The sequence below is a fragment of the Nocardioides sp. genome (assembly GCF_964229035.1).
Taxonomy (GTDB): Bacteria; Actinomycetota; Actinomycetes; order Propionibacteriales; family Nocardioidaceae; genus Nocardioides.
Genome location: NZ_CAXRAZ010000033.1, coordinates 110415 through 128727, shown reverse-complemented (window position 1 = coordinate 128727; position 18313 = coordinate 110415). Strand labels below are relative to the sequence as shown.

Sequence of the window (18313 nt, the reverse complement as noted above, 5' to 3'; positions counted from 1 at the left end):
TCCACCCTAGCCAGCCGCCGGTGCACCTCCGGGTGCCCGCAGCCACACGGTGCCCAGCGGAGGCAGGACGACGTCGGCGTGCGCGGGCCGGCCGTGCGCCCCGCCCTCGACCGCCAGGACGGCGCCGAGGTTGCCGACGCCGGAGCCGCCGTAGTCGGGGGCGTCGGTGTTGAGGACCTCCGCCCAGCGACCGGCGCGGGGGAGCCCGATGCGGTAGCGGTCGTGGGGCACGGGGGTGTAGTTGGTCAGGCACACCAGGTCGGCCTCCCCGGGGGCGCGCCGCAGGAAGGCGTACACGCTGGCGTCGGTGTCGTCGGCCTGGAGCCACTCGAAGCTCGCCGGGGTGTCGTCGGCCGCCCACAGTGCGGCCTGCTCGCGGTAGCGGTGGTTGAGATCGCCCACGAGCCGCTGCAGGCCGCGGTGCTCGGGATGGGCCAGCAGCCACCAGTCGAGCTCGCGCGACTCGGCCCACTCGGCCTCCTGGCCGAACTCGTCGCCCATGAAGAGCAGCTGCTTGCCGGGGTGGGCCCACATGAAGCCGTAGGTGGCGCGGAGCGTGGCCAGCTGCTGCCACCGGTCGCCGGGCGCCTTGCGCAGCAGCGAGCCCTTGCCGTGCACGACCTCGTCGTGCGAGAGCGGCAGCACGAAGTTCTCGGTCCAGGCGTAGCTGCTGGCGAAGGTCAGCTCGTGGTGGTGGTGGCTGCGGTGCACCGGCTCCCGGCGCAGGTAGCGCAGGGTGTCGTTCATCCAGCCCATGTTCCATTTGAAGCCGAACCCGAGGCCGCCCTGCGAGGTGGGCGCGGTGACGCCGGGCCACGACGTCGACTCCTCCGCGATCGTGCAGACCCCCGGGGCGCGCTTGTACACGGTGGCGTTCATCTCCTGGAGGAACTGCACCGCCTCGAGGTTCTCGCGTCCGCCGTGGATGTTGGGGGTCCAGCGGCCCTCCTCGCGCGCGTAGTCGAGGTAGAGCATCGAGGCGACGCCGTCGACCCGCAGCCCGTCGACGTGGAACTCCTCCAGCCAGTACAGCGCGTTGGCGTAGAGGAAGTTGCGCACCTCGGGACGGCCGAAGTTGAAGATGTAGGACCCCCACTCCTCGTGCCAGCCGCGCTGGGGGTCGGGGTCCTCGTAGAGGGGCGTGCCGTCGAAGCGGGCCAGCGCCCAGGCGTCGGTGGCGAAGTGCCCGGGCACCCAGTCCAGCAGCACGGCGACGCCGGCGGCGTGGAAGGCGTCGACCAGCCGACGGAACCCGTCGGGGTCGCCGAAGCGGGCGTCCGGGGCGAAGTAGGAGGTGACGTGGTAGCCCCACGAGCCGCCGAAGGGGTGCTGCATGACCGGCATCAGCTCGACGTGGGTGAAGCCGAGCTCCACGACGTAGGGCACCAGGTCGGCCACCAGCTGGTCCCAGGTCCACAGCCCGCCGCCGGGGTGGCGCTTCCACGAGCCCAGGTGCACCTCGTAGATCGACATCGGCTCGGCGACAGGGCGGCGGGCGGCTCGGGCGGCCAGCCAGTCGTCGTCGGTCCAGACGTGGTCGGACTCGTGCACCCGCGAGGCGGTGCTGGGCGCGACCTCGGCGTAGCGGGCCATCGGGTCGGCCTTCTCGTGCCACGCGCCGTCGGCCCCGAGCAGGCGGTACTTGTACGCCGTTCCGCTGCCCACGCCGGGCACGAACAGCTCCCACACCCCCGAGGTGCCGAGCTGGCGCATCGGGTGGGCGCGGTCGTCCCAGGCGTTGAGGTCGCCGGCCAGCCGCACCGCCCTGGCGGCGGGGGCCCAGACGGCGAAGGAGGTGCCCGAGATCGTCTCGCCCCACGGGTCGCGGTAGTGGTGCACCCGGGCGCCCAGCACGCTCCACAGCTGCTCGTGGCGGCCCTCGTTGACCAGGTGCAGGTCGATCTCGCCGAGCGTGGGCAGGAACCGGTAGGGGTCGTCGAGGACGACGGGACCCTCGCCGTAGTCGACCTCGACGCGGTAGTCGGGCACCTCGGCCAGCGCGGCCGCGCCGCACCACACGCCCTCGTACTCGTGCTCCAGCGGCACCCGCGCACCCTCGGCCAGCACGGTGACGGTGCGGGCCAGGGGCCGCAGCACCCGGAAGGTGACCCCGCCGTCGTGGGGGTGCGGGCCCAGCACGTCGTGGGGGGCGCCGTCGCGGCCCTCCACCAGCGCGGCCAGCCGCTCGGCGGGCACCGGCCGCACCGCCGGGGTGCTCATGCGCCGATCCGGGCGAGCGAGGCCAGCGGGATCGCGACCCAGTCGGGCCGGTTACGGGTCTCATAGACGGTCTCGTAGACCGCCTTGTCGGCGAGATAGGCCTCGACCACGGTCTGCTCCTGTTCGTCCAGCTCCCCGCCGGCGTAGGCGGTGAGGAAATGGTGCTGGCTGCGCTGCGCCCAGGCCACCCCGCTCCCGCTCGGCCCCGTGATGGACCCGGTGCCAGCTCCCGGGCCGGCGCCGTGGACGCCCGCCACCGCCGCCGGCACGTAGTCGAAGGAGCGCAGCATCCCGGCCACGTCGCGCCACGGCGAGTCCGGACGACGACGCTGCGCCGCCGGGCGGGCCGGCTCGCCCTCGAAGTCGACCAGTCGCCAGCCGTCGGCGGTGCGCAGGGTCTGGCCCAGGTGGAGGTCGCCGTGCACCCGCTGCGGGTGCAGCCCCGGCACGTCGGGCAGCGCCGCGAGGCGGTCGTAGAGGGCGCGCAGGCGGGGGGCGTGCTCGGCCAGGTCGGGCACCAGCCTCAGCGCGTCGTCGAGCCGGGCGCGCATGTCGGCCGCGGCCTCGGCGGGGGTGGGCCCGCCGGACGCCGCCGAGGCGCCGAGCAGGTCGTGCACCGCCCGCACGGCCTCGCCGAGCCGCGCGGCCTCGGGGCCGAAGTCGCCCCCGGCCTCGGCGGGGTCCTCGGCGTCGCCGCCCATCAGGTCGCGCACGCTGGCGCAGGCCAGGTCCCAGCCGTCGGTGGCGGTGCGCAGGAACTCCTGGAGCATCCCGAGGCAGGTGCCGTCGACCTCGAGCCAGCCCCACAGCTGCGCGACGTGGGGGGAGTCGGCCTCGGTGAGCACCCGGTGCAGCTCGACGTCGGGGTGCTCGCCCGGGGTGAGCTTGCGGAACAGCTTGAGCACGGCGGTGTCGTCGAAGAAGACCGAGGAGTTGGACTGCTCGCCGCTGAACAGGCTGCCGACCGCGCCCGGGTCGAGCGCCGGGCCCGCCACGCGGTGCACCCGCAGGCCTCCCGCCGTGCCGACCTCGCCCGGGGCGAGGTCGGCGAAGGAGCGCCACCACAGCGCGAGCGCCGCGGGGTCGTGGGCGGCGTCGTAGGCGTGCCAGTCGCCGCCGCCGGTGCCGGAGTGGGGGCGCACGGGCCCGATCAGCGCGTGCTCCAGGCGGGGCTGCGGCGCGGGGTAGCAGGCCAGCGGCACCTGGTAGCGCTCCGGCTCCCCGGCGTCGGCGTAGGCCACGTCGACGGCGAGCACCAGGAGCACCGGGGCGGGGTCGGCGGCGAGCCTGGCGAGCACCGTGGCGCCCACGACGTCGGCGTCGCGGCCCTTGCCGCCGAACCAGCGGGTGCGGGGGAGGTAGGCCGCCAGCAGGGCGGGATCGATCACCGCAGCGGTCACAGCAGCCCCCGGTGGTCGACCGCCGGGCCGGGCTGCAGCTTGAACCAGTAGAAGCCGTGCCCGCCGAGGGTGAGCAGGTAGGGCGGCTCCCCGATCCGGGGGAACTCCACCCCGCCGAGCAGCTCGGTGGGCACCATCCCGGCGAAGCGGCGCAGGTCCAGCTCGACCGGCTGCGGGAACCGCGAGAGGTTGTGCACGCACAGGATGACGTCGTCGGCGTACTCGCGGGTGTAGGAGAGCACCGAGGCGTTGGAGCCGCCGAGGTCGTGGAACTCCCCGAGCCCGAAGGCCAGGTGCTGGCGGCGGGTGTGGATCATCCGCCGGGTCCAGTGCAGCAGCGAGGAGGGGTTCTCCAGCTGGGCCTCGACGTTGACCGACTGGTAGCCGTACACGGGGTCCTGGATGGTGGGCAGGAACAGCCGCCCCGGGGTGGCGGCGGAGAAGCCCGCGTTGCGGTCCGGCGTCCACTGCATGGGGGTGCGGACGCCGTCGCGGTCGCCGAGCCAGATGTTGTCGCCCATGCCGATCTCGTCGCCGTAGTAGAGGACCGGCGAGCCCGGGAGCGAGAGCAGCATCGCGGTGAACAGCTCGATCTGGTTGACGTCGTTGTCGAGCAGCGGGGCGAGCCGGCGCCGGATCCCGATGTTGGCTTTCATGCGGGGGTCCTTGGCGTACTCGTCCCACATGTAGTCGCGGTCCTCGTCGGTGACCATCTCCAGGGTCAGCTCGTCGTGGTTGCGCAGGAAGATGCCCCACTGGCACCCGTGGGGGATGGGCGGGGTCTGCGCCAGGATCTCCGAGACGGGGTAGCGCGACTCGCGGCGCACCGCCATGAACAGCCGCGGCATCACCGGGAAGTGGAAGCACATGTGGCACTCGTCGCCGCCCACGGCCGGGTCGCCGAAGTAGTCCACGACGTCGGCCGGCCACTGGTTGGCCTCGGCGAGCAGGACCCGCCCGGGGTACTTCTCGTCGACGAAGCGCCGCACGGTGCGCAGGAACTCGTGGGTCTCGGGCAGGTTCTCGCCGTTGGTGCCGTCGCGCACGTAGAGGTAGGGCACCGCGTCGAGCCGGAAGCCGTCCAGACCCATCTCGAGCCAGAACTCCAGGGCCTCCAGGATCGCCGCGTGCACGGCGGGGTTCTCGAAGTTGAGGTCGGGCTGGTGGTGGAAGAAGCGGTGCCAGAAGTACTGCCCGCGCACCGGGTCCCAGGTCCAGTTGGACGGCTCGGTGTCGATGAAGATGATCCGGGCCTCGGGGTAGCGCTCGTCGGTGTCGGACCAGACGTAGAAGTCGCCGTAGGGACCCTCGGGGTCGCGTCGGCTGGCCTGGAACCACGGGTGCTGGTCGCTGGTGTGGTTCATGACGAAGTCGATGATCACGCGGATGCCGCGCTCGTGGGCCGCGGCGACGAAGGCCCGGAAGTCCTCGATCGTGCCGACCTCGGGCAGGATCCCGGTGTAGTCGGCGACGTCGTAGCCGCCGTCGCGCAGCGGCGAGGTGAAGAACGGCGGGATCCACAGGCAGTCCACGCCGAGCCACTGCAGGTAGTCGAGCTTGTCGGTGAGGCCGCGGAAGTCGCCGGTGCCGTCGCCGTCGGCGTCGCGGAAGCTGCGCACCAGGACCTCGTAGAACACCGCGGTCTTGAACCACTCCGGGGTCTGGTTCACCGGCTCGCCGGGAGGTCCCGGCAGCACCGGCTGGTGCACGGGCAGGTCCAGGGTCGGGGGGCCGGCGGCACTCACGGGCGGCCCCGCAGGGTGAGCAGGTGGGCCGGTTCGTGGTGGGGGTCCAGCCGGACGTAGTTGTGCTCGCCCCAGGCCCACTCACCGCCCGTGATCTCGTCGTGCACGACCACCCGGTCGCCCCAGTCCAGGCCGAGGGCCGGCAGGTCGAGGTGCACCGTGGTCTCGCGGGTGCCGTGGGGGTCGAGGTTGAGCACCACCAGCACGACGTCGTCGCCGTGGCGCTTGCTGAACACCAGCACGTGGTCGTCGTCGGCGCCGTGGATCGCGAGGTTCCGCAGCTGCTGCAGGGCGGGGTGGGCGCGGCGCAGCTCGTTGAGGCGGGTGAGGTAGGGCGCCAGCGTGCGCCCCTCGGCCTCGGCGCCCGCCCAGTCGCGGATGCGGATCTGGTACTTCTCCGAGTCCAGGTACTCCTCGCTGCCCGGCTTGACCGCCACGTGCTCGAACAGCTCGTAGCCGGCGTAGACCCCCCACGACGGGGAGGCCATGGCCGCCAGGACCGCCCGGATCTTGAACGCCGGCGGCCCGCCGTACTGCAGGAACGCGTGCAGGATGTCGGGGGTGTTGACGAAGAAGTTGGGTCGCATCAGGTGGTCCGAGAGGCCGGTGACCTCGCGCAGGTAGTCCTCGATCTCCGCCTTGGCGGTGCGCCAGGTGAAGTAGGTGTAGCTCTGGTGGAAGCCCACCGCGCCGAGGGCGTGCATCATCGGCGGCTTGGTGAAGGCCTCGGAGAGGAAGAGCACGTCGGGGTCGGTGGCGCGGATGTCGGCGAGCAGCCGCTCCCAGAACGCCACCGGCTTGGTGTGGGGGTTGTCGACGCGGAAGATCCGCACCCCCAGCCCCATCCAGTGCCGCACGACCCGCTCGACCTCGGCCGCGATCCCCGCGGGGTCGCGGTCGAAGTTCACCGGGTAGATGTCCTGGTACTTCTTCGGCGGGTTCTCCGCATACGCGATCGAGCCGTCGGCGCGCACCGTGAACCACTCGGGGTGCGCGCTCACCCAGGGGTGGTCGGGGGCGGCCTGCAGCGCGAGGTCGAGGGCCACCTCGAGGCCGAGGTCGTGCGCCCGGTCGACGAACGCCGTGAAGTCGGCCTCGGTGCCGAGGTCGGGGTGGATCGCGTCGTGACCGCCGTGGCGGCTGCCGATCGCCCAGGGCGAGCCGACGTCGTGGGGGCCGGGGTCGAGGGTGTTGTTCGGGCCCTTGCGGTTGACCTCGCCGATCGGGTGGATCGGCGGCAGGTAGAGCACGTCGAAGCCCATCGCGGCCACGGCCGGCAGCCGCTCGGCGGCGGTGCGGAACGTCCCGCTCCGGACCGTGCCGTCGGGCTCGCGCACCGCACCCTCGGAGCGGGGGAAGAACTCGTACCAGGAGCCGTACAGCGCCCGTTCGCGGTCGACGGACAGGGGGAAGGGCCCCTCGACCGTGAGCAGGTCGCGCAGCGGATGGGACGCCAGCACCTCGGCGAGCTCGGGGGACTGCAGCTGGGCCAGCCGCGCGGGTGCGGGTCGTGCGGTGTCGCGCGCCGCGGCGAGCGCGGCCTTCACGACGGCCCGCGCCGCCGTGCCCGGGCGCCCCTTCGGCAGCTCCGTGCCCAGTTGGGTGAGCAGCCGGGTGAGCAGCAGCACGGCCTCGGCGAACATCAGCTCGACGTCGATCCCGGCCGGCACCTTGATGCCGGCGGCGTGGTCCCACGTGGCCCACGGGTCGGACCAGGCGTGGATCTCGAAGCCCCAGGCACCGACCTCGTCGGGCACGACGAACGCCTCGTGGCGATCGACCGGGTGGGGGAGTCGCCGCATGCGCACCGGGGCCCGCCGACCGCCGTCGGGGCCGACCAGCACGACCTCGGCGCCGAGGGCGTCGTGACCCTCGCGGAACACCGTGGCCCGCACGGGGATCGACTCCCCGACCGTCGCCTTCGCCGCCAGCCTCCCGTGGTCCACGAGCGGCATGACCTCCATCACCGGGATGCGTCCGACCATGCCTCCACCCAACCGGCATCCCCCGGGTGGTGCAAGAAGGCGGGTCGGCTCAGCGCCGGATCGAGCGCTCCGGGGCGAGGATGCCGTAGGAGGAGCGCCAGGAGCCGAAGCGCGTCGTGAACGCCTGCAGCTCCGCCACGTGGCTGGTCAGCCCGCTCTCCGAGGCCGTGCGGCAGTCGGTGTCGTTGAGCGGGTCGGCGTCCAGCTCCCCGGCGTAGCCGCGGTAGCCGGTGCACTGGTTCTCCAGCACCACCAGGCGCACCGCCGCCGCCCGCGTCGGCCGGATCGCGAAGGCGCGCATCACCAGGTTCGGCGCCACCGGACGGGGCCGCAGTGCCGGGAACGCGGCGGGGGAGGAGGTGTAGACCCGCTTCCAGCGCGCCGACGGGCTGCCGCAGTGGGTGAGGCAGGACTCGATCGCGAACCGGCGCAGCGCGGTGAACCGCGAGCCGGCCTTGTCGTCCTTGCTGAACGCCGGGCGCAGCATCGCACTGACCGCGACGGTGCGCACGGTGTGCACCTTCCCGGCGAGGTCGACCGCGATCCGCGGGTGCACGACGTCGACGTTGCGCTCCCCGCTCCAGCGCCAGGAGAACTCCTCGGTGCCGTCGATGAGGAAGCCCGGGTTGCGCGAGCCCGGGGTCGCGGCGATCACCCGGGCGCCGGAGGCCTTGGCCGCCAGGTTGGGGCTGGTGGCGACCGTGACGGTCTGCTTCCCACCGCCGGCCGGGACGGTGAGGGTGAAGCGCATGAAGCCGTGCGTGCGACCGACGTAGAGCAGGTCGTAGGTGCCGGGCGTGAACGCGGTGCGCGAGGTGAGACGGGTCGAGCGCAGCGTGTCGGCCACCGGGGTCACCCGGGCCTCGTAGTCGCCGACGAAGATCTCGCCGGGGGCGGCGGTGCGGAAGGTGATCAGCCGGTTGCCGCGCCCGGGGGCCCGGAAGCTCGGGCGCGGGTCGGTGTCCTCGGCGTCGCTCACCTTCGCGCCCTCGCCCATGCCGCGGCGGGCGAAGGCGGCCCACAGGGTCGGCACGTCGGCGCCGCCGAAGCGCATCCGGTCCGCGGCGAGCATCGCGTCGCGGGCGTCCAACATCGACGTCGCGCCCTGCTGGAGCAGGAAGGAGTCGAACATCAGCTGCACCCAGCGCCGGTTGCCCGGGCACTGCTGGGCCGGGACGACGCCGGTGGTGGCGTCGGCGTTGGCGCAGGCCAGCTGCGCCTTCCGGTCCCCGTAGGGGTGGCTGCGGCGGTACTTCTCGACCAGCGCCTGCCGGACCTCCCACTGGGTGCCGTTCCAGATCTCGCCGTCGGAGTGCACCTCCGCGCCGGTGGTGTCGAAGCCGTAGTCGGAGAAGTTCAGCGGATTGTGGTCGATCGAGTAGTCGCGGATCGCGACGTCGCGGTTGCCGGTGGCGTACACCCCGACCGCCCAGATGTTCCCGCCGTTGCGGTAGCCGTGGGAGAACTGGTACTCCGCGGCCACGAGGTCGCTCCAGCTCTCCCCCATCGCGCCGCCGTGCTCGCTGGTGAGGCCCTCGTCGGGACCGCCGACCATGCGGTTGCTGATGGCGTGGGTGTACTCGTGACCGACGATGCCCATGTCGAGCCCGCCGTCGGTGCAGGGGGCGTAGAAGGCACCCGCGATGGGCTGGAACAGGTACTGGTTGGTGATGCCGGGCACGCCGTCCTGCAGGGCGATCTGGTTGGCGTTGTCGCGGCCCAGGAAGCTCGGCTGGCCGCCGGTGAGGGCCCCGGCCTGGGCGTTGCCGATCTCCTGGTCGCCCTCGGTGCCGCCGCGGCCGAGGTTGTCCAGCTGGAGGTTGTAGTTCTCCTCGGTGAAGCCGAGGTAGTAGGCGTAGTCGTGCATCCGGTTGTGGCTGGCGAACAGGTTCTGCACCGAGAAGTCGATGTCGTTGCCGCCGGGCACGAGCTCGGTCGGGTTGCACCGGGAGTTGTTCCAGGCGTCGGTGAACCGGGTGGTGTAGCTGCCGGTGGCCGAGATGGGCGCCTGGGCGAGGCCGCCCGGGGTCAGCGGGCTGACCCAGGCCTCGTGGGTGTTGGCGTTGTTGCCCACGGTGGTGTTCGAGGGCAGGCCGACCGCGGTGAGGTAGTCCCACGGACCCGGGGCGGCGACGTTGCGCAGCTCGCCGCTGGGCTCGGAGCACCCCGTGGTGCGCCGCCAGCAGCCGACCACCGAGTTGCGCGGCGTCTGCGTGGGGGAGTCCAGCCGCGGGTTGGCGGCGAAGTAGCGCCAGCGCGGGTTGTAGTCGGTCACCAGGTCGGGCGAGGGCGCCTCGGCGTCGCTGGTGACCACGGTCATCGCGTAGTTGAACGGCGGCAGCAGCGGCGTCGTCGGGCTCTCGAAGGGGCAGACCTGCGCGGCGTAGGTGCCGGCCGGGATCGAGGCGGCGCTGTAGCTGAGCACCTCCGGGCTGGTGGCGAGGTCCTGGCTGGCCAGGGTCGCCCCGCCGGGGCCCAGGAGGGAGAGGGTCAGGTCGTTGGCCACGTTGAGGTAGGAGGCCACGACCTGGATCGACCTCGTGGCGCCGTCGGTGACCTCGAAGGAGTGGCGCGGGCCGCAGGCGGTGGCGGTGGTCGCCCCGCTGAACGGGAAGGCGTCGCTGGAGTTCTCCACCTGGTTCTCGCGGTGCAGCACGGTGCCGTCGACGGCGTCGACCATCACGGTGTACGCCAGCGCCTGGCCGGCCACGACGTCGACGACGTTGGACTCCAGCACCGGACGCACGCGGCCGTCGCCGAGGGCCAGGGCGCGCAGGCGCACCTGCTGCTCCTGCAGCAGCCCGGGGACGTCGAGCCGCGTCCAGCCGTCGGCGACGGTGGTGGTGATCCCGGAGATCCGCGCGAGGCCGAGGTCGAGCCCGACGTCGCGGGCCGCGGCGAGCCAGCCCTCCCGGGGCGTGAGCACCGCGGCCGGCGCCGCGCCGCCGCGGGTGAGGGAGGAGGAGACGTAGCGGATCGCGCCGTCGGAGACGCCCACCGTGACGGCGCTGCCGAGGGCGGGCAGCAGTCCACCGAAGCGCTGGCGCAGGAAGACGGCGGTGGCGTCGGTGCCGACCAGCGGCTGGGCGATCGCGTCGAGACCGCGCACCTGGGCCGCGCTCAGGCCGAACAGCGTGCGCTCGCGGGCGAGGTAGGCGCGGGCCGCGGCGACGGGGGAGCGGCCACCGGTGCGGGCCAGCACGCCATCGCGCGGCAGCAGGGAGGTGGGCGTGCCGAAGCGGCCCCAGCGCACGTCCCCGAGGTCCTCCCGGGCCTGGAGCGACCGCAGTGCACGGCGCTGGAGGGCGGTGGGGGCGACGGCGACCCGCGCGTCGACGTCGGACAGGCCCGCGACGGGGTCGCCGAGCGTGCGCACGTCCTCGGCGAGCGTCGAGACGGCGCTCGCCGCCGTGGGTGCGACGGCGTCGGGGCTCTCGGCCAGGGCCGGGAGCGAGAGCAGGCCGGGCACCGCGGTGGCGGCGAGGACGGCGGCGGTCAGGGTGAGGCGGGTGCGCCGGGCCAGGTGTGTCGCCCGGTTCCGCGGGTCCGAGGTCATGACGTGCCCAACGCGGGAATCGGTGTGCCGTTATGCGAGACATTCCACGCACGGGACTTGGAACGATCCAATCCGTGGGTCTACCGTCCTCCCATGCGCGCGATCCGACGCTTCACGGTGCGTCCCGTCCTCCCTGCCGAACTGGCCGCCCTGGGCGAGCTGGCCCTCAACCTGCGGTGGTCCTGGCACCCCCCGACCCAGGACGTCTTCGCGGAGGTGGACCCCGAGCTGTGGGACGCCACGGGCCACGACCCGGTGCGGCTGCTGGGGGCGGTGGGCCGCGAGCGCTTCGACGCGCTGGCCGCCGACGCCGGCTTCCGCGCGCGGCTCGAGGCGGCCGCGGCCGACCTGCGCGCCTACCTCGACACCCCGCGCTGGTACCAGCAGCGCGGCCCCCAGAACGGCCCCGCCGCCGTCGCCTACTTCTCCCCGGAGTTCGGCATCACCGCCGTGCTGCCGCAGTACTCCGGCGGCCTGGGCATCCTGGCCGGCGACCACCTCAAGGCCGCCAGCGACCTCGGCGTCCCGATCATCGGCGTCGGCCTGCTCTACCAGCACGGCTACTTCAAGCAGTCGCTCTCCCGCGAGGGCTGGCAGCAGGAGACCTACCCCGTGCTCGACCCCGACGAGCTGCCGATCTCGATGCTGCGCGAGGAGAACGGCGCCCCCGCCACGATCACCCTCGACCTCACCGACGGTCCGCTCGTGGCCCGGATCTGGGTGGCCAGCGTCGGTCGGGTGCCGCTGCTGATGCTCGACACCGACGTGGAGGGCAACCCCGACCACTACGTGGGGATCACCGACCGGCTCTACGGCGGCACCACCGAGCACCGGCTGCGCCAGGAGCTGCTCCTCGGCGTCGGCGGCGTGCGGGCGGTGCGCGCCTACTGCCGCATCACCGGCCACCCCGCGCCCGAGGTGTTCCACACCAACGAGGGCCACGCGGGCTTCCTCGGCATCGAGCGCATCCGCGAGCTCACCGCCGCCGAGGGCGGCCCCGGTCTGGACTTCGACACCGCGCTCGAGGTCAGCCGCGCCTCCACGGTCTTCACCACCCACACGCCCGTCCCGGCCGGGATCGACCGCTTCCCGCGGGTCCTGGTCGAGCAGTACCTCACCGCGCCCGGTGCGACCCCCGGCGTGCCGGTGGACCGGATCCTGGCGCTGGGCACCGAGGACTACGCCGGCGGCGACCCGTCGGTGTTCAACATGGCCGTCATGGGCTTCCGGCTGGCCCAGCGCGCCAACGGCGTCTCGCTGCTGCACGGCGAGGTCAGCCGCGGCATGTTCAACGGCCTGTGGCCGGCCTTCGACGAGGCCGAGGTGCCGATCGGGTCGATCACCAACGGCGTGCACGCCCCGACCTGGGTCGGGCGCGAGGTGTTCGCCCTGGCCGGCGACCACGGCGTCGTCGACGCCGACGACCCCGACGGTTACTGGGCCGCCGTCGACGCCATCCCCGGCGAGCGGATCTGGTCGGTCAAGCGCGAGCTGCGCGAGCACCTGGTCGCCGACGCCCGCCGCCGCCTGCAGCGCTCGTGGGAGAAGCGCGGGGCCGCGCCGGCCGAGCTCGGCTGGATCAGCGAGGCGCTCGACCCCGACGTGCTCACCCTGGGCTTCGCGCGCCGGGTGCCCTCCTACAAGCGGCTCACCCTGATGCTGCGCGACCCCGAGCGGCTCAAGCGCCTGCTGCTGCACCCCGAGCGTCCGGTGCAGCTGATCATCGCGGGCAAGTCCCACCCCGCCGACGACGGCGGCAAGCGGCTGATCCAGGAGATCGTGCGCTTCGCCGACGACCCCGAGGTGCGCCACCGCATCGTGTTCCTGCCCAACTACGACATCGCGATGGCCCTGCCGCTCTACCCCGGGTGCGACGTGTGGCTCAACAACCCGCTGCGGCCCTACGAGGCCTGCGGAACCTCCGGCATGAAGGCCGCCCTCAACGGCGGGCTCAACCTCTCCATCCTCGACGGCTGGTGGGACGAGTGGTTCGACGGCGAGAACGGCTGGGCGATCCCGTCGGCCGACGGCGTCGAGGACCCCGACGTGCGCGACGACCTCGAGGCCACCGCGCTCTACGACCTGCTGGAGAAGGAGGTCGCGCCGCGCTTCTACGACGTCGACGCCTCCGGGGTGCCGCTGCGCTGGGTCGAGATGATGCGCCACACGCTGAAGTCGCTGGGCCCCAAGGTGCTGGCCACCCGCATGGTGCGCGACTACGTCGCCCAGCTCTACGCCCCGGCGGCCGGCAACGCGCGCGCCCTCAACGCCGACTACGCCGGCGCCCGCGCGCTGGCGGCCTGGAAGCAGCGCGTGCGCGGCGCCTGGGGCGAGGTCCGGGTCGAGCACGTCGAGGGCTCGGGTGTCGGCGACGCCCCCGAGGTGGGCGCCACGCTCGCCGTGCGGGCCTTCGTGGCCCTCGGCGCCCTGACCCCCGACGACGTCGAGGTGCAGCTGGTGCACGGCACGGTCCGCTCCGACGACACTCTCGCCGACACCACCGCCGTGGCGCTGAGCGCCGCCGAGCACTACGACGGCGGCCGGGTGCGCTTCGACGGCGAGGTCACCCTCGCCCGGAGCGGGGCGTTCGGCTACACCGTCCGGGTGGTGCCGCGTCACGGTCTGCTCACCTCGGTGGCCGAGCTCGGGGTCGTGGCGCTGGCCTGAGGGCCCCGTGGACTGGTCACGGGACGCGGTCGGGCTGCTCGCGGGCTTCCTGGTCGCGGTGCTCACCACCCCGGTGGGCGTGTCGGGGGCGGTCTTCCTGCTCCCCGTGCAGCTCTCGGTGCTGCAGGTCCCGCAGCCGCGGATCACCCCCACCAACCTGCTGTTCAACGTCGTCGCCGGGCCCGGGGCGCTGCTCCGGTACCGGCGGCGCGCGCCGCTGGACCGGACGCTGGCGCGCCACCTGATCCTCGGCTCGGTCCCGGGCGTCGTCCTGGGCTCGGTCGCCCGCGCGTTCGTCGCGGCGGACCCCGACGTGTTCCGGGTCATCGCCGCGGCGGTGCTGGCGCCGCTGGGATGGTCGCTGGTGCGACGACACGACCCCGCGCCGCGGGCCCCGCGCACGCCGCTGACGCCGCGGCGGGTGCGGTGGCTCGCGTTCGCCGTCGGGGTGGCCGGCGGCCTCTACGGCATCGGCGGCGGCTCGGTGCTCGGACCGCTCCTGGTGGGGTCGGGCCTGGCGGTGGCCACGGTGGCGCCCGTCGCCCTGCTCGCCACCTGGGTGACCTCGCTGGTCGGGGTGGCCACCTTCGTCCTGCTCTCGCTGGTGGCCGAGGGGCCGGTCGCGCCGGACTGGTCGCTGGGGATCTGCCTCGGCCTCGGGGGTCTGGTCGGTGGGTGGGTCGGTGCGTCCCTGCAGCCGCGGGTGCCGGAGCAGGCGCTGCGCCGGATGCTCGGTGGTCTCGCGCTGCTGCTGGCCGCGGTCTACCTCGCGCAGGCGCTCGCCTGAGGCCCTCCCGGATCAGTCCGAGGCGCGCAGCACGACCGTGCTGCGGGCGTCGAGCAGGAGGTCCTCGCCCACCCGCAGCCGGCGGCCGAGGGCGACGTCGGGGTCGGTGCTGAGCACGACCTCGGCCTCGCTGACCCACTGGTTCACCGGGTGCTGGACGGACACCGCCTCGGTGCCCCCGTGGATCCAGACCACCAGCGAGGCGTCGACCTGCTGCTCCCCGCGGGGGCCGGGGGAGCGCAGCGGACGGCCGTTGAGGAACACGCCGAGCGTGCGCAGGCCGCCGTCGTGCCAGTCGGCCTCGGTCATCTCCCGACCCGCGGGGTGCAGCCACACCAGGTCCTTGGGGCCGCCGACGACGGTCGGCACGCCCTCGAACCAGTGGCGCTGGCGCAGCACGTGGTGCTCGCGACGCAGTCGCAGCGCGGTGCGGGCGATGTCCCAGACCTCGGGCCAGGCGTTCTCGGGTGACCAGTCGATCCAGGAGATCGGGTTGTCCTGGCAGTAGGCGTTGTTGTTGCCGCCCTGGGTACGGCCCCGTTCGTCGCCGGCGGTGAGCATGGGCACGCCGTTGGACAGGCACAGCGCGGCCATCATGTTCGCCGCGGTCCGGCGCCGCAGCCGCTGCACCTCGGGGTCGTCGGTCTCGCCCTCCACGCCGAAGTTCTGCGAGCGGGAGTGGTCGCTGCCGTCGCGGTTGTCCTCCCCGTTGGCCTCGTTGTGCTTGTGCTCGTAGGTCACCAGGTCGCGCAGCGTGAACCCGTCGTGGGCGGTGAGGAAGTTGACCGAGGCGTAGGGCGAACGGCCGTCGTCGGCGTAGAGGTCGGAGGACCCGGCCACGCGGGTGGCGAGGGTGCGCACGCCGTCGGAGGCGCCGCGCCAGAAGTCGCGCAGGGCGTCGCGGTACTGGTCGTTCCACTCCACCCAGGGTGCGGGCACCTGCCCGACCCGGTAGCCGTCCATGGTGGCGTCCCAGGGCTCGGCGATCAGCTTCACCCCGCGCAGCACCGGGTCCTGGGCCACCGCCGACATGAACCGTCCGGCGACGTCGAGCTCGCGGTCGGTGCGCGTGAGGGCGGAGAGCAGGTCGAAGCGGAAGCCGTCGACGTGCATCTCGGTGGCCCAGTAGCGCAGCGAGTCCAGGATCAGCCGCAGCGCCGGCGGGTGGTTGGTGTCCACGGTGTTGCCGCAGCCGGTGGCGTCCCAGTAGGTGTCGGGCGGGGCCTCGGCGTCGGGGTCGATGCGGGTGTAGTAGCCCGCGTCGTCCAGGCCGCGCAGGCTCAGGCAGGGGCCGTCGGGGCCGGCCTCGGCGGTGTGGTTGTAGACGACGTCGAGGAACACGTCGAGGTCGGCCTCGTGGAAGGCGCGCACCATCTCCTTGAACTCCCGCACCTGCTGGCCGCGGTCGCCGGCGGCGCTGTAGGCGGCGTGCGGGGCGAAGTAGGCCAGGGAGTTGTAGCCCCAGTAGTTGGTCAGCCCCCGCTCCATCACCCCGGGCTCGGACACGAAGTGGTGCACGGGCAGCAGCTCCACCGCGGTGACGCCGAGCTCCTTGAGGTGCCCGATCACCGCCGGGTGCGCGAGGCCCGCGTAGGTGCCGCGCAACTCCTCGGGAACCAGTGGGTGCAGCGCGGTCATGCCCTTGACGTGCAGCTCGTAGATCACGGTGTCGCGCCAGCGCCGCCAGCTGGGGGTGTCGCCGCGCCAGTCGAAGTCCTCGAGGTGCTCGGGACCCACCACGACGCCGCGGGGCACGTAGGGCGCGGAGTCCTCCGGCCCGGGGCGGGTCGGGTCCTCGGGGTCGTGCGCCGCCAGCGCCGGGTGCGGCACGAGCTCGCCGCACACCGCGCGGGCGTAGGGGTCCAGCAGCAGCCGCTGCGGGTTGAAACGGGCGCCGGTGGCGGGGTCCCAGGGGCCGTCGAGCCGGTAGCCGTAGCGGGTGCCGGGCGCGACGCCGGGCACGGCGCCGTGCCAGGTGCCCATGGTGTGCTCCGGCAGCGGATGCCGGGTCTCGGCGCCGTCGTCGTCGAACAGGCACACCCAGGCGGCGGTGGCCCGCGGGGCGTGCACCGCGAAGTTGGTGGCCTGCTCGCCCCAGGTGGCGCCGCGCGGCTCGTACCGGCCGGGCCAGACGTCCGACCGTTCCCCGAGCACCTGCCACGTCCTGGCTCTCACCCTCGTAGATGATAGGGATCCACCACCCCCTCCGGCACCGTGTTCACCGCAGTGCCCGGACCCCCTCGTCGAAGGAGCAGGACATGTCGGAGTTCGTGCGGCTCGAGGTCGCGGACGGCGTCGGCACCATCCGGCTGGACCGGCCGAAGATGAACGCCATCAGCACCCAGGTGCAGGCCGAGCTGCGTCAGGCCGCCGCCGAGGCCACCGAGCGCGACGACGTCCGGGCCGTGGTCATCTACGGCGGCGAGCGCGTGTTCGCCGCCGGCAACGACGTCAAGGAGATGGCCGACCTCTCCTACGCCGAGATGGTGGTGGTCAGCGAGTCCGTGCAGTCCGCCGTCGACGCCGTCGCCGCGATCCCGAAGCCGACCGTCGCCGCCGTCACCGGCTACGCCCTGGGCGGCGGCTGCGAGCTGGCGCTGGCCGCCGACCTGCGCTTCGCGGCCGACGACGCCACCTTCGGGCAGCCCGAGATCCTGCTCGGCATCATCCCCGGCGCCGGCGGCACGCAGCGGCTCTCGCGGCTGGTCGGTCCCAGCCGGGCCAAGGACCTCATCTACACCGGCCGGTTCGTCAAGGCCGCCGAGGCGCTCGAGATCGGGCTGGTCGACCGGCTCTTCCCGGCCGACCGGGTCTACGCCGAGGCCGTGGCGTGGGCCTCGCAGTTCGCCGGGGCGGCCGCCCTCGCGCTCCGGGCGGCCAAGACCGCCATCGACCGGGGTCTGGAGACCGACCTCGCGACCGGCCTGGAGATCGAGCGGATGCAGTTCGCCGGGCTGTTCGCCACCGAGGACCGCGAGCGCGGCATGACCTCGTTCGTGGAGAACGGGCCCGGCAAGGCCGTCTTCGTCGGTCGCTGAGTACCGGACCCGGACCCCGCGCCGATGACCACGTCCTCCCCGGCCGCCTCGGCGGCGACCGCCGTGCGCTGGGCCACCCGCGTCGCGGCGGCCCTGCTCGCGCTCGTCGGTGCCGTCCTGATCCTCGACCCGAGCGAGGAGAACCGGGCGGTCCGGGCCTGGAGCGAGGGCTCGTCGACCTCGCCGGTGTTCGCGGTCGCGGTGGAGACCGGGCAGCTGCTCGACCTGGGCCTGTTCGACCTCGGCACCTCGCCCCTGGGGGCCGAGGACCCGTCGGCCTCCTCCTTCTTCATCACCGACAGCGGTCCCGACCTCGCGGACCTCGACGTCTCCGCGGTCGACAGCCACGCCGCCCCCGCCGATCGGGTCCTGCTGAACTACGGCCTCGCCGCGCTGGTGTGGCTCGGCCTCGGCCTGGGCCTCGCGCGGGTGCTCGAGCGCGTGGCGACCGACACGGCGCCGGCGTGAGCGACGCGAGGTCCCCGGGGCGCGCGCGGCGGGTGCTCGGGCGCCTGGTCTGGGGGACCACCCGGGTGTTCGCGCTCGCCCTGGCGGCTGCGGCCCTGGTGCTGGTGCTCGACGTCGACGCGACGGCGTCGCCGGCACGGCAGCTGCTGACGGTGGCCGACGCGCTCGATCTGGGTGCGTTCGACCTCACCGACCCGGTGGTCGTGCTCGGCGACGGTCCGCCGCCCACCCCGGCCACCGTGCTGGTCTGCTACGGCCTCGCGGCGGTGGTGTGGCTGGGGCTCGGCTCGGTGGGGGAGCGGCTGGTGCGGGGGCGGCCCGTCGACGCCGACGTTCATCCCTCCGGGTGAGCGCTCCGCGTCGGCGAGGCACGGGTGCCCGCTGACCTGCCGCGGAGTGTGAGGTAGTCGTCCTCGGACGACCGTTCAACAGATGGTGACCCGGCGG

11 protein-coding genes are annotated in these 18313 nt (G+C 73.6%); 5 read left to right on the top strand and 6 right to left on the bottom strand.

Annotated features, from left to right (window positions below; translation table 11 throughout):
* Positions 1-6 precede the first annotated feature (6 nt).
* Genes glgB through ACERUN_RS10665 form a run of 5 tightly spaced genes read right to left on the bottom strand, consistent with a single transcriptional unit; the run spans position 7 to position 10906 of the window.
* On the bottom strand, positions 7-2220 hold the full coding sequence (gene glgB, locus ACERUN_RS10685; protein WP_370289909.1) for a 1,4-alpha-glucan branching protein GlgB: 2214 nt from the start codon (positions 2218-2220) through the stop codon (positions 7-9).
* Complete coding sequence (locus ACERUN_RS10680; RefSeq protein WP_370289908.1) at positions 2217-3620, bottom strand: phosphotransferase; 1404 nt, start codon at positions 3618-3620, stop codon at positions 2217-2219. The genes glgB and ACERUN_RS10680 overlap by 4 nt, the downstream gene beginning before the upstream one ends.
* Positions 3617-5329 carry a maltose alpha-D-glucosyltransferase gene (gene treS, locus ACERUN_RS10675; protein ID WP_370289969.1) on the bottom strand — a complete coding sequence of 571 codons (1713 nt, stop codon included), beginning with the start codon at positions 5327-5329 and terminating at the stop codon, positions 3617-3619. The genes ACERUN_RS10680 and treS overlap by 4 nt, the downstream gene beginning before the upstream one ends.
* Before the next feature lie 32 nt (positions 5330-5361).
* On the bottom strand, positions 5362-7350 hold the full coding sequence (locus tag ACERUN_RS10670; RefSeq protein ID WP_370289907.1) for a maltotransferase domain-containing protein: 1989 nt from the start codon (positions 7348-7350) through the stop codon (positions 5362-5364).
* 49 nt (positions 7351-7399) lie between these two features.
* Entirely contained in the window at positions 7400-10906 is a 3507-nt protein-coding gene (locus ACERUN_RS10665) for a M36 family metallopeptidase (protein ID WP_370289906.1), read from the bottom strand.
* Between the two features lie 93 nt (positions 10907-10999).
* Here ACERUN_RS10665 and glgP point away from each other — a divergent pair, with 93 nt between their 5' ends.
* Both glgP and ACERUN_RS10655 read left to right on the top strand, forming a co-directional pair.
* Complete coding sequence (glgP, locus tag ACERUN_RS10660; protein ID WP_370289905.1) at positions 11000-13573, top strand: alpha-glucan family phosphorylase; 2574 nt, start codon at positions 11000-11002, stop codon at positions 13571-13573.
* Between the two features lie 7 nt (positions 13574-13580).
* Positions 13581-14360 (top strand): sulfite exporter TauE/SafE family protein, encoded by a 780-nt coding sequence (locus tag ACERUN_RS10655; RefSeq protein ID WP_370289904.1) that lies wholly within the window; start codon positions 13581-13583, stop codon positions 14358-14360.
* Between the two features lie 12 nt (positions 14361-14372).
* On the opposite strand, the gene glgX is transcribed toward ACERUN_RS10655, so the two are convergent.
* Positions 14373-16535, bottom strand: a complete 2163-nt coding sequence (glgX, locus tag ACERUN_RS10650; protein ID WP_370289903.1) for a glycogen debranching protein GlgX — start codon at positions 16533-16535, stop codon at positions 14373-14375.
* 83 nt (positions 16536-16618) lie between these two features.
* Here glgX and ACERUN_RS10645 point away from each other — a divergent pair, with 83 nt between their 5' ends.
* From ACERUN_RS10645 to ACERUN_RS10635, 3 genes are read left to right on the top strand one after another with little or no spacing between them, the layout of a single operon-like run.
* On the top strand, positions 16619-17398 hold the full coding sequence (locus ACERUN_RS10645) for an enoyl-CoA hydratase/isomerase family protein (protein ID WP_370289902.1): 780 nt from the start codon (positions 16619-16621) through the stop codon (positions 17396-17398).
* Between the two features lie 24 nt (positions 17399-17422).
* A complete protein-coding gene (locus ACERUN_RS10640; protein ID WP_370289901.1) occupies positions 17423-17866 on the top strand; it encodes a hypothetical protein in 444 nt (147 codons plus the stop codon).
* On the top strand, positions 17863-18216 hold the full coding sequence (locus tag ACERUN_RS10635) for a hypothetical protein (RefSeq protein ID WP_370289900.1): 354 nt from the start codon (positions 17863-17865) through the stop codon (positions 18214-18216). The genes ACERUN_RS10640 and ACERUN_RS10635 overlap by 4 nt, the downstream gene beginning before the upstream one ends.
* Positions 18217-18313: the final 97 nt, after the last annotated feature.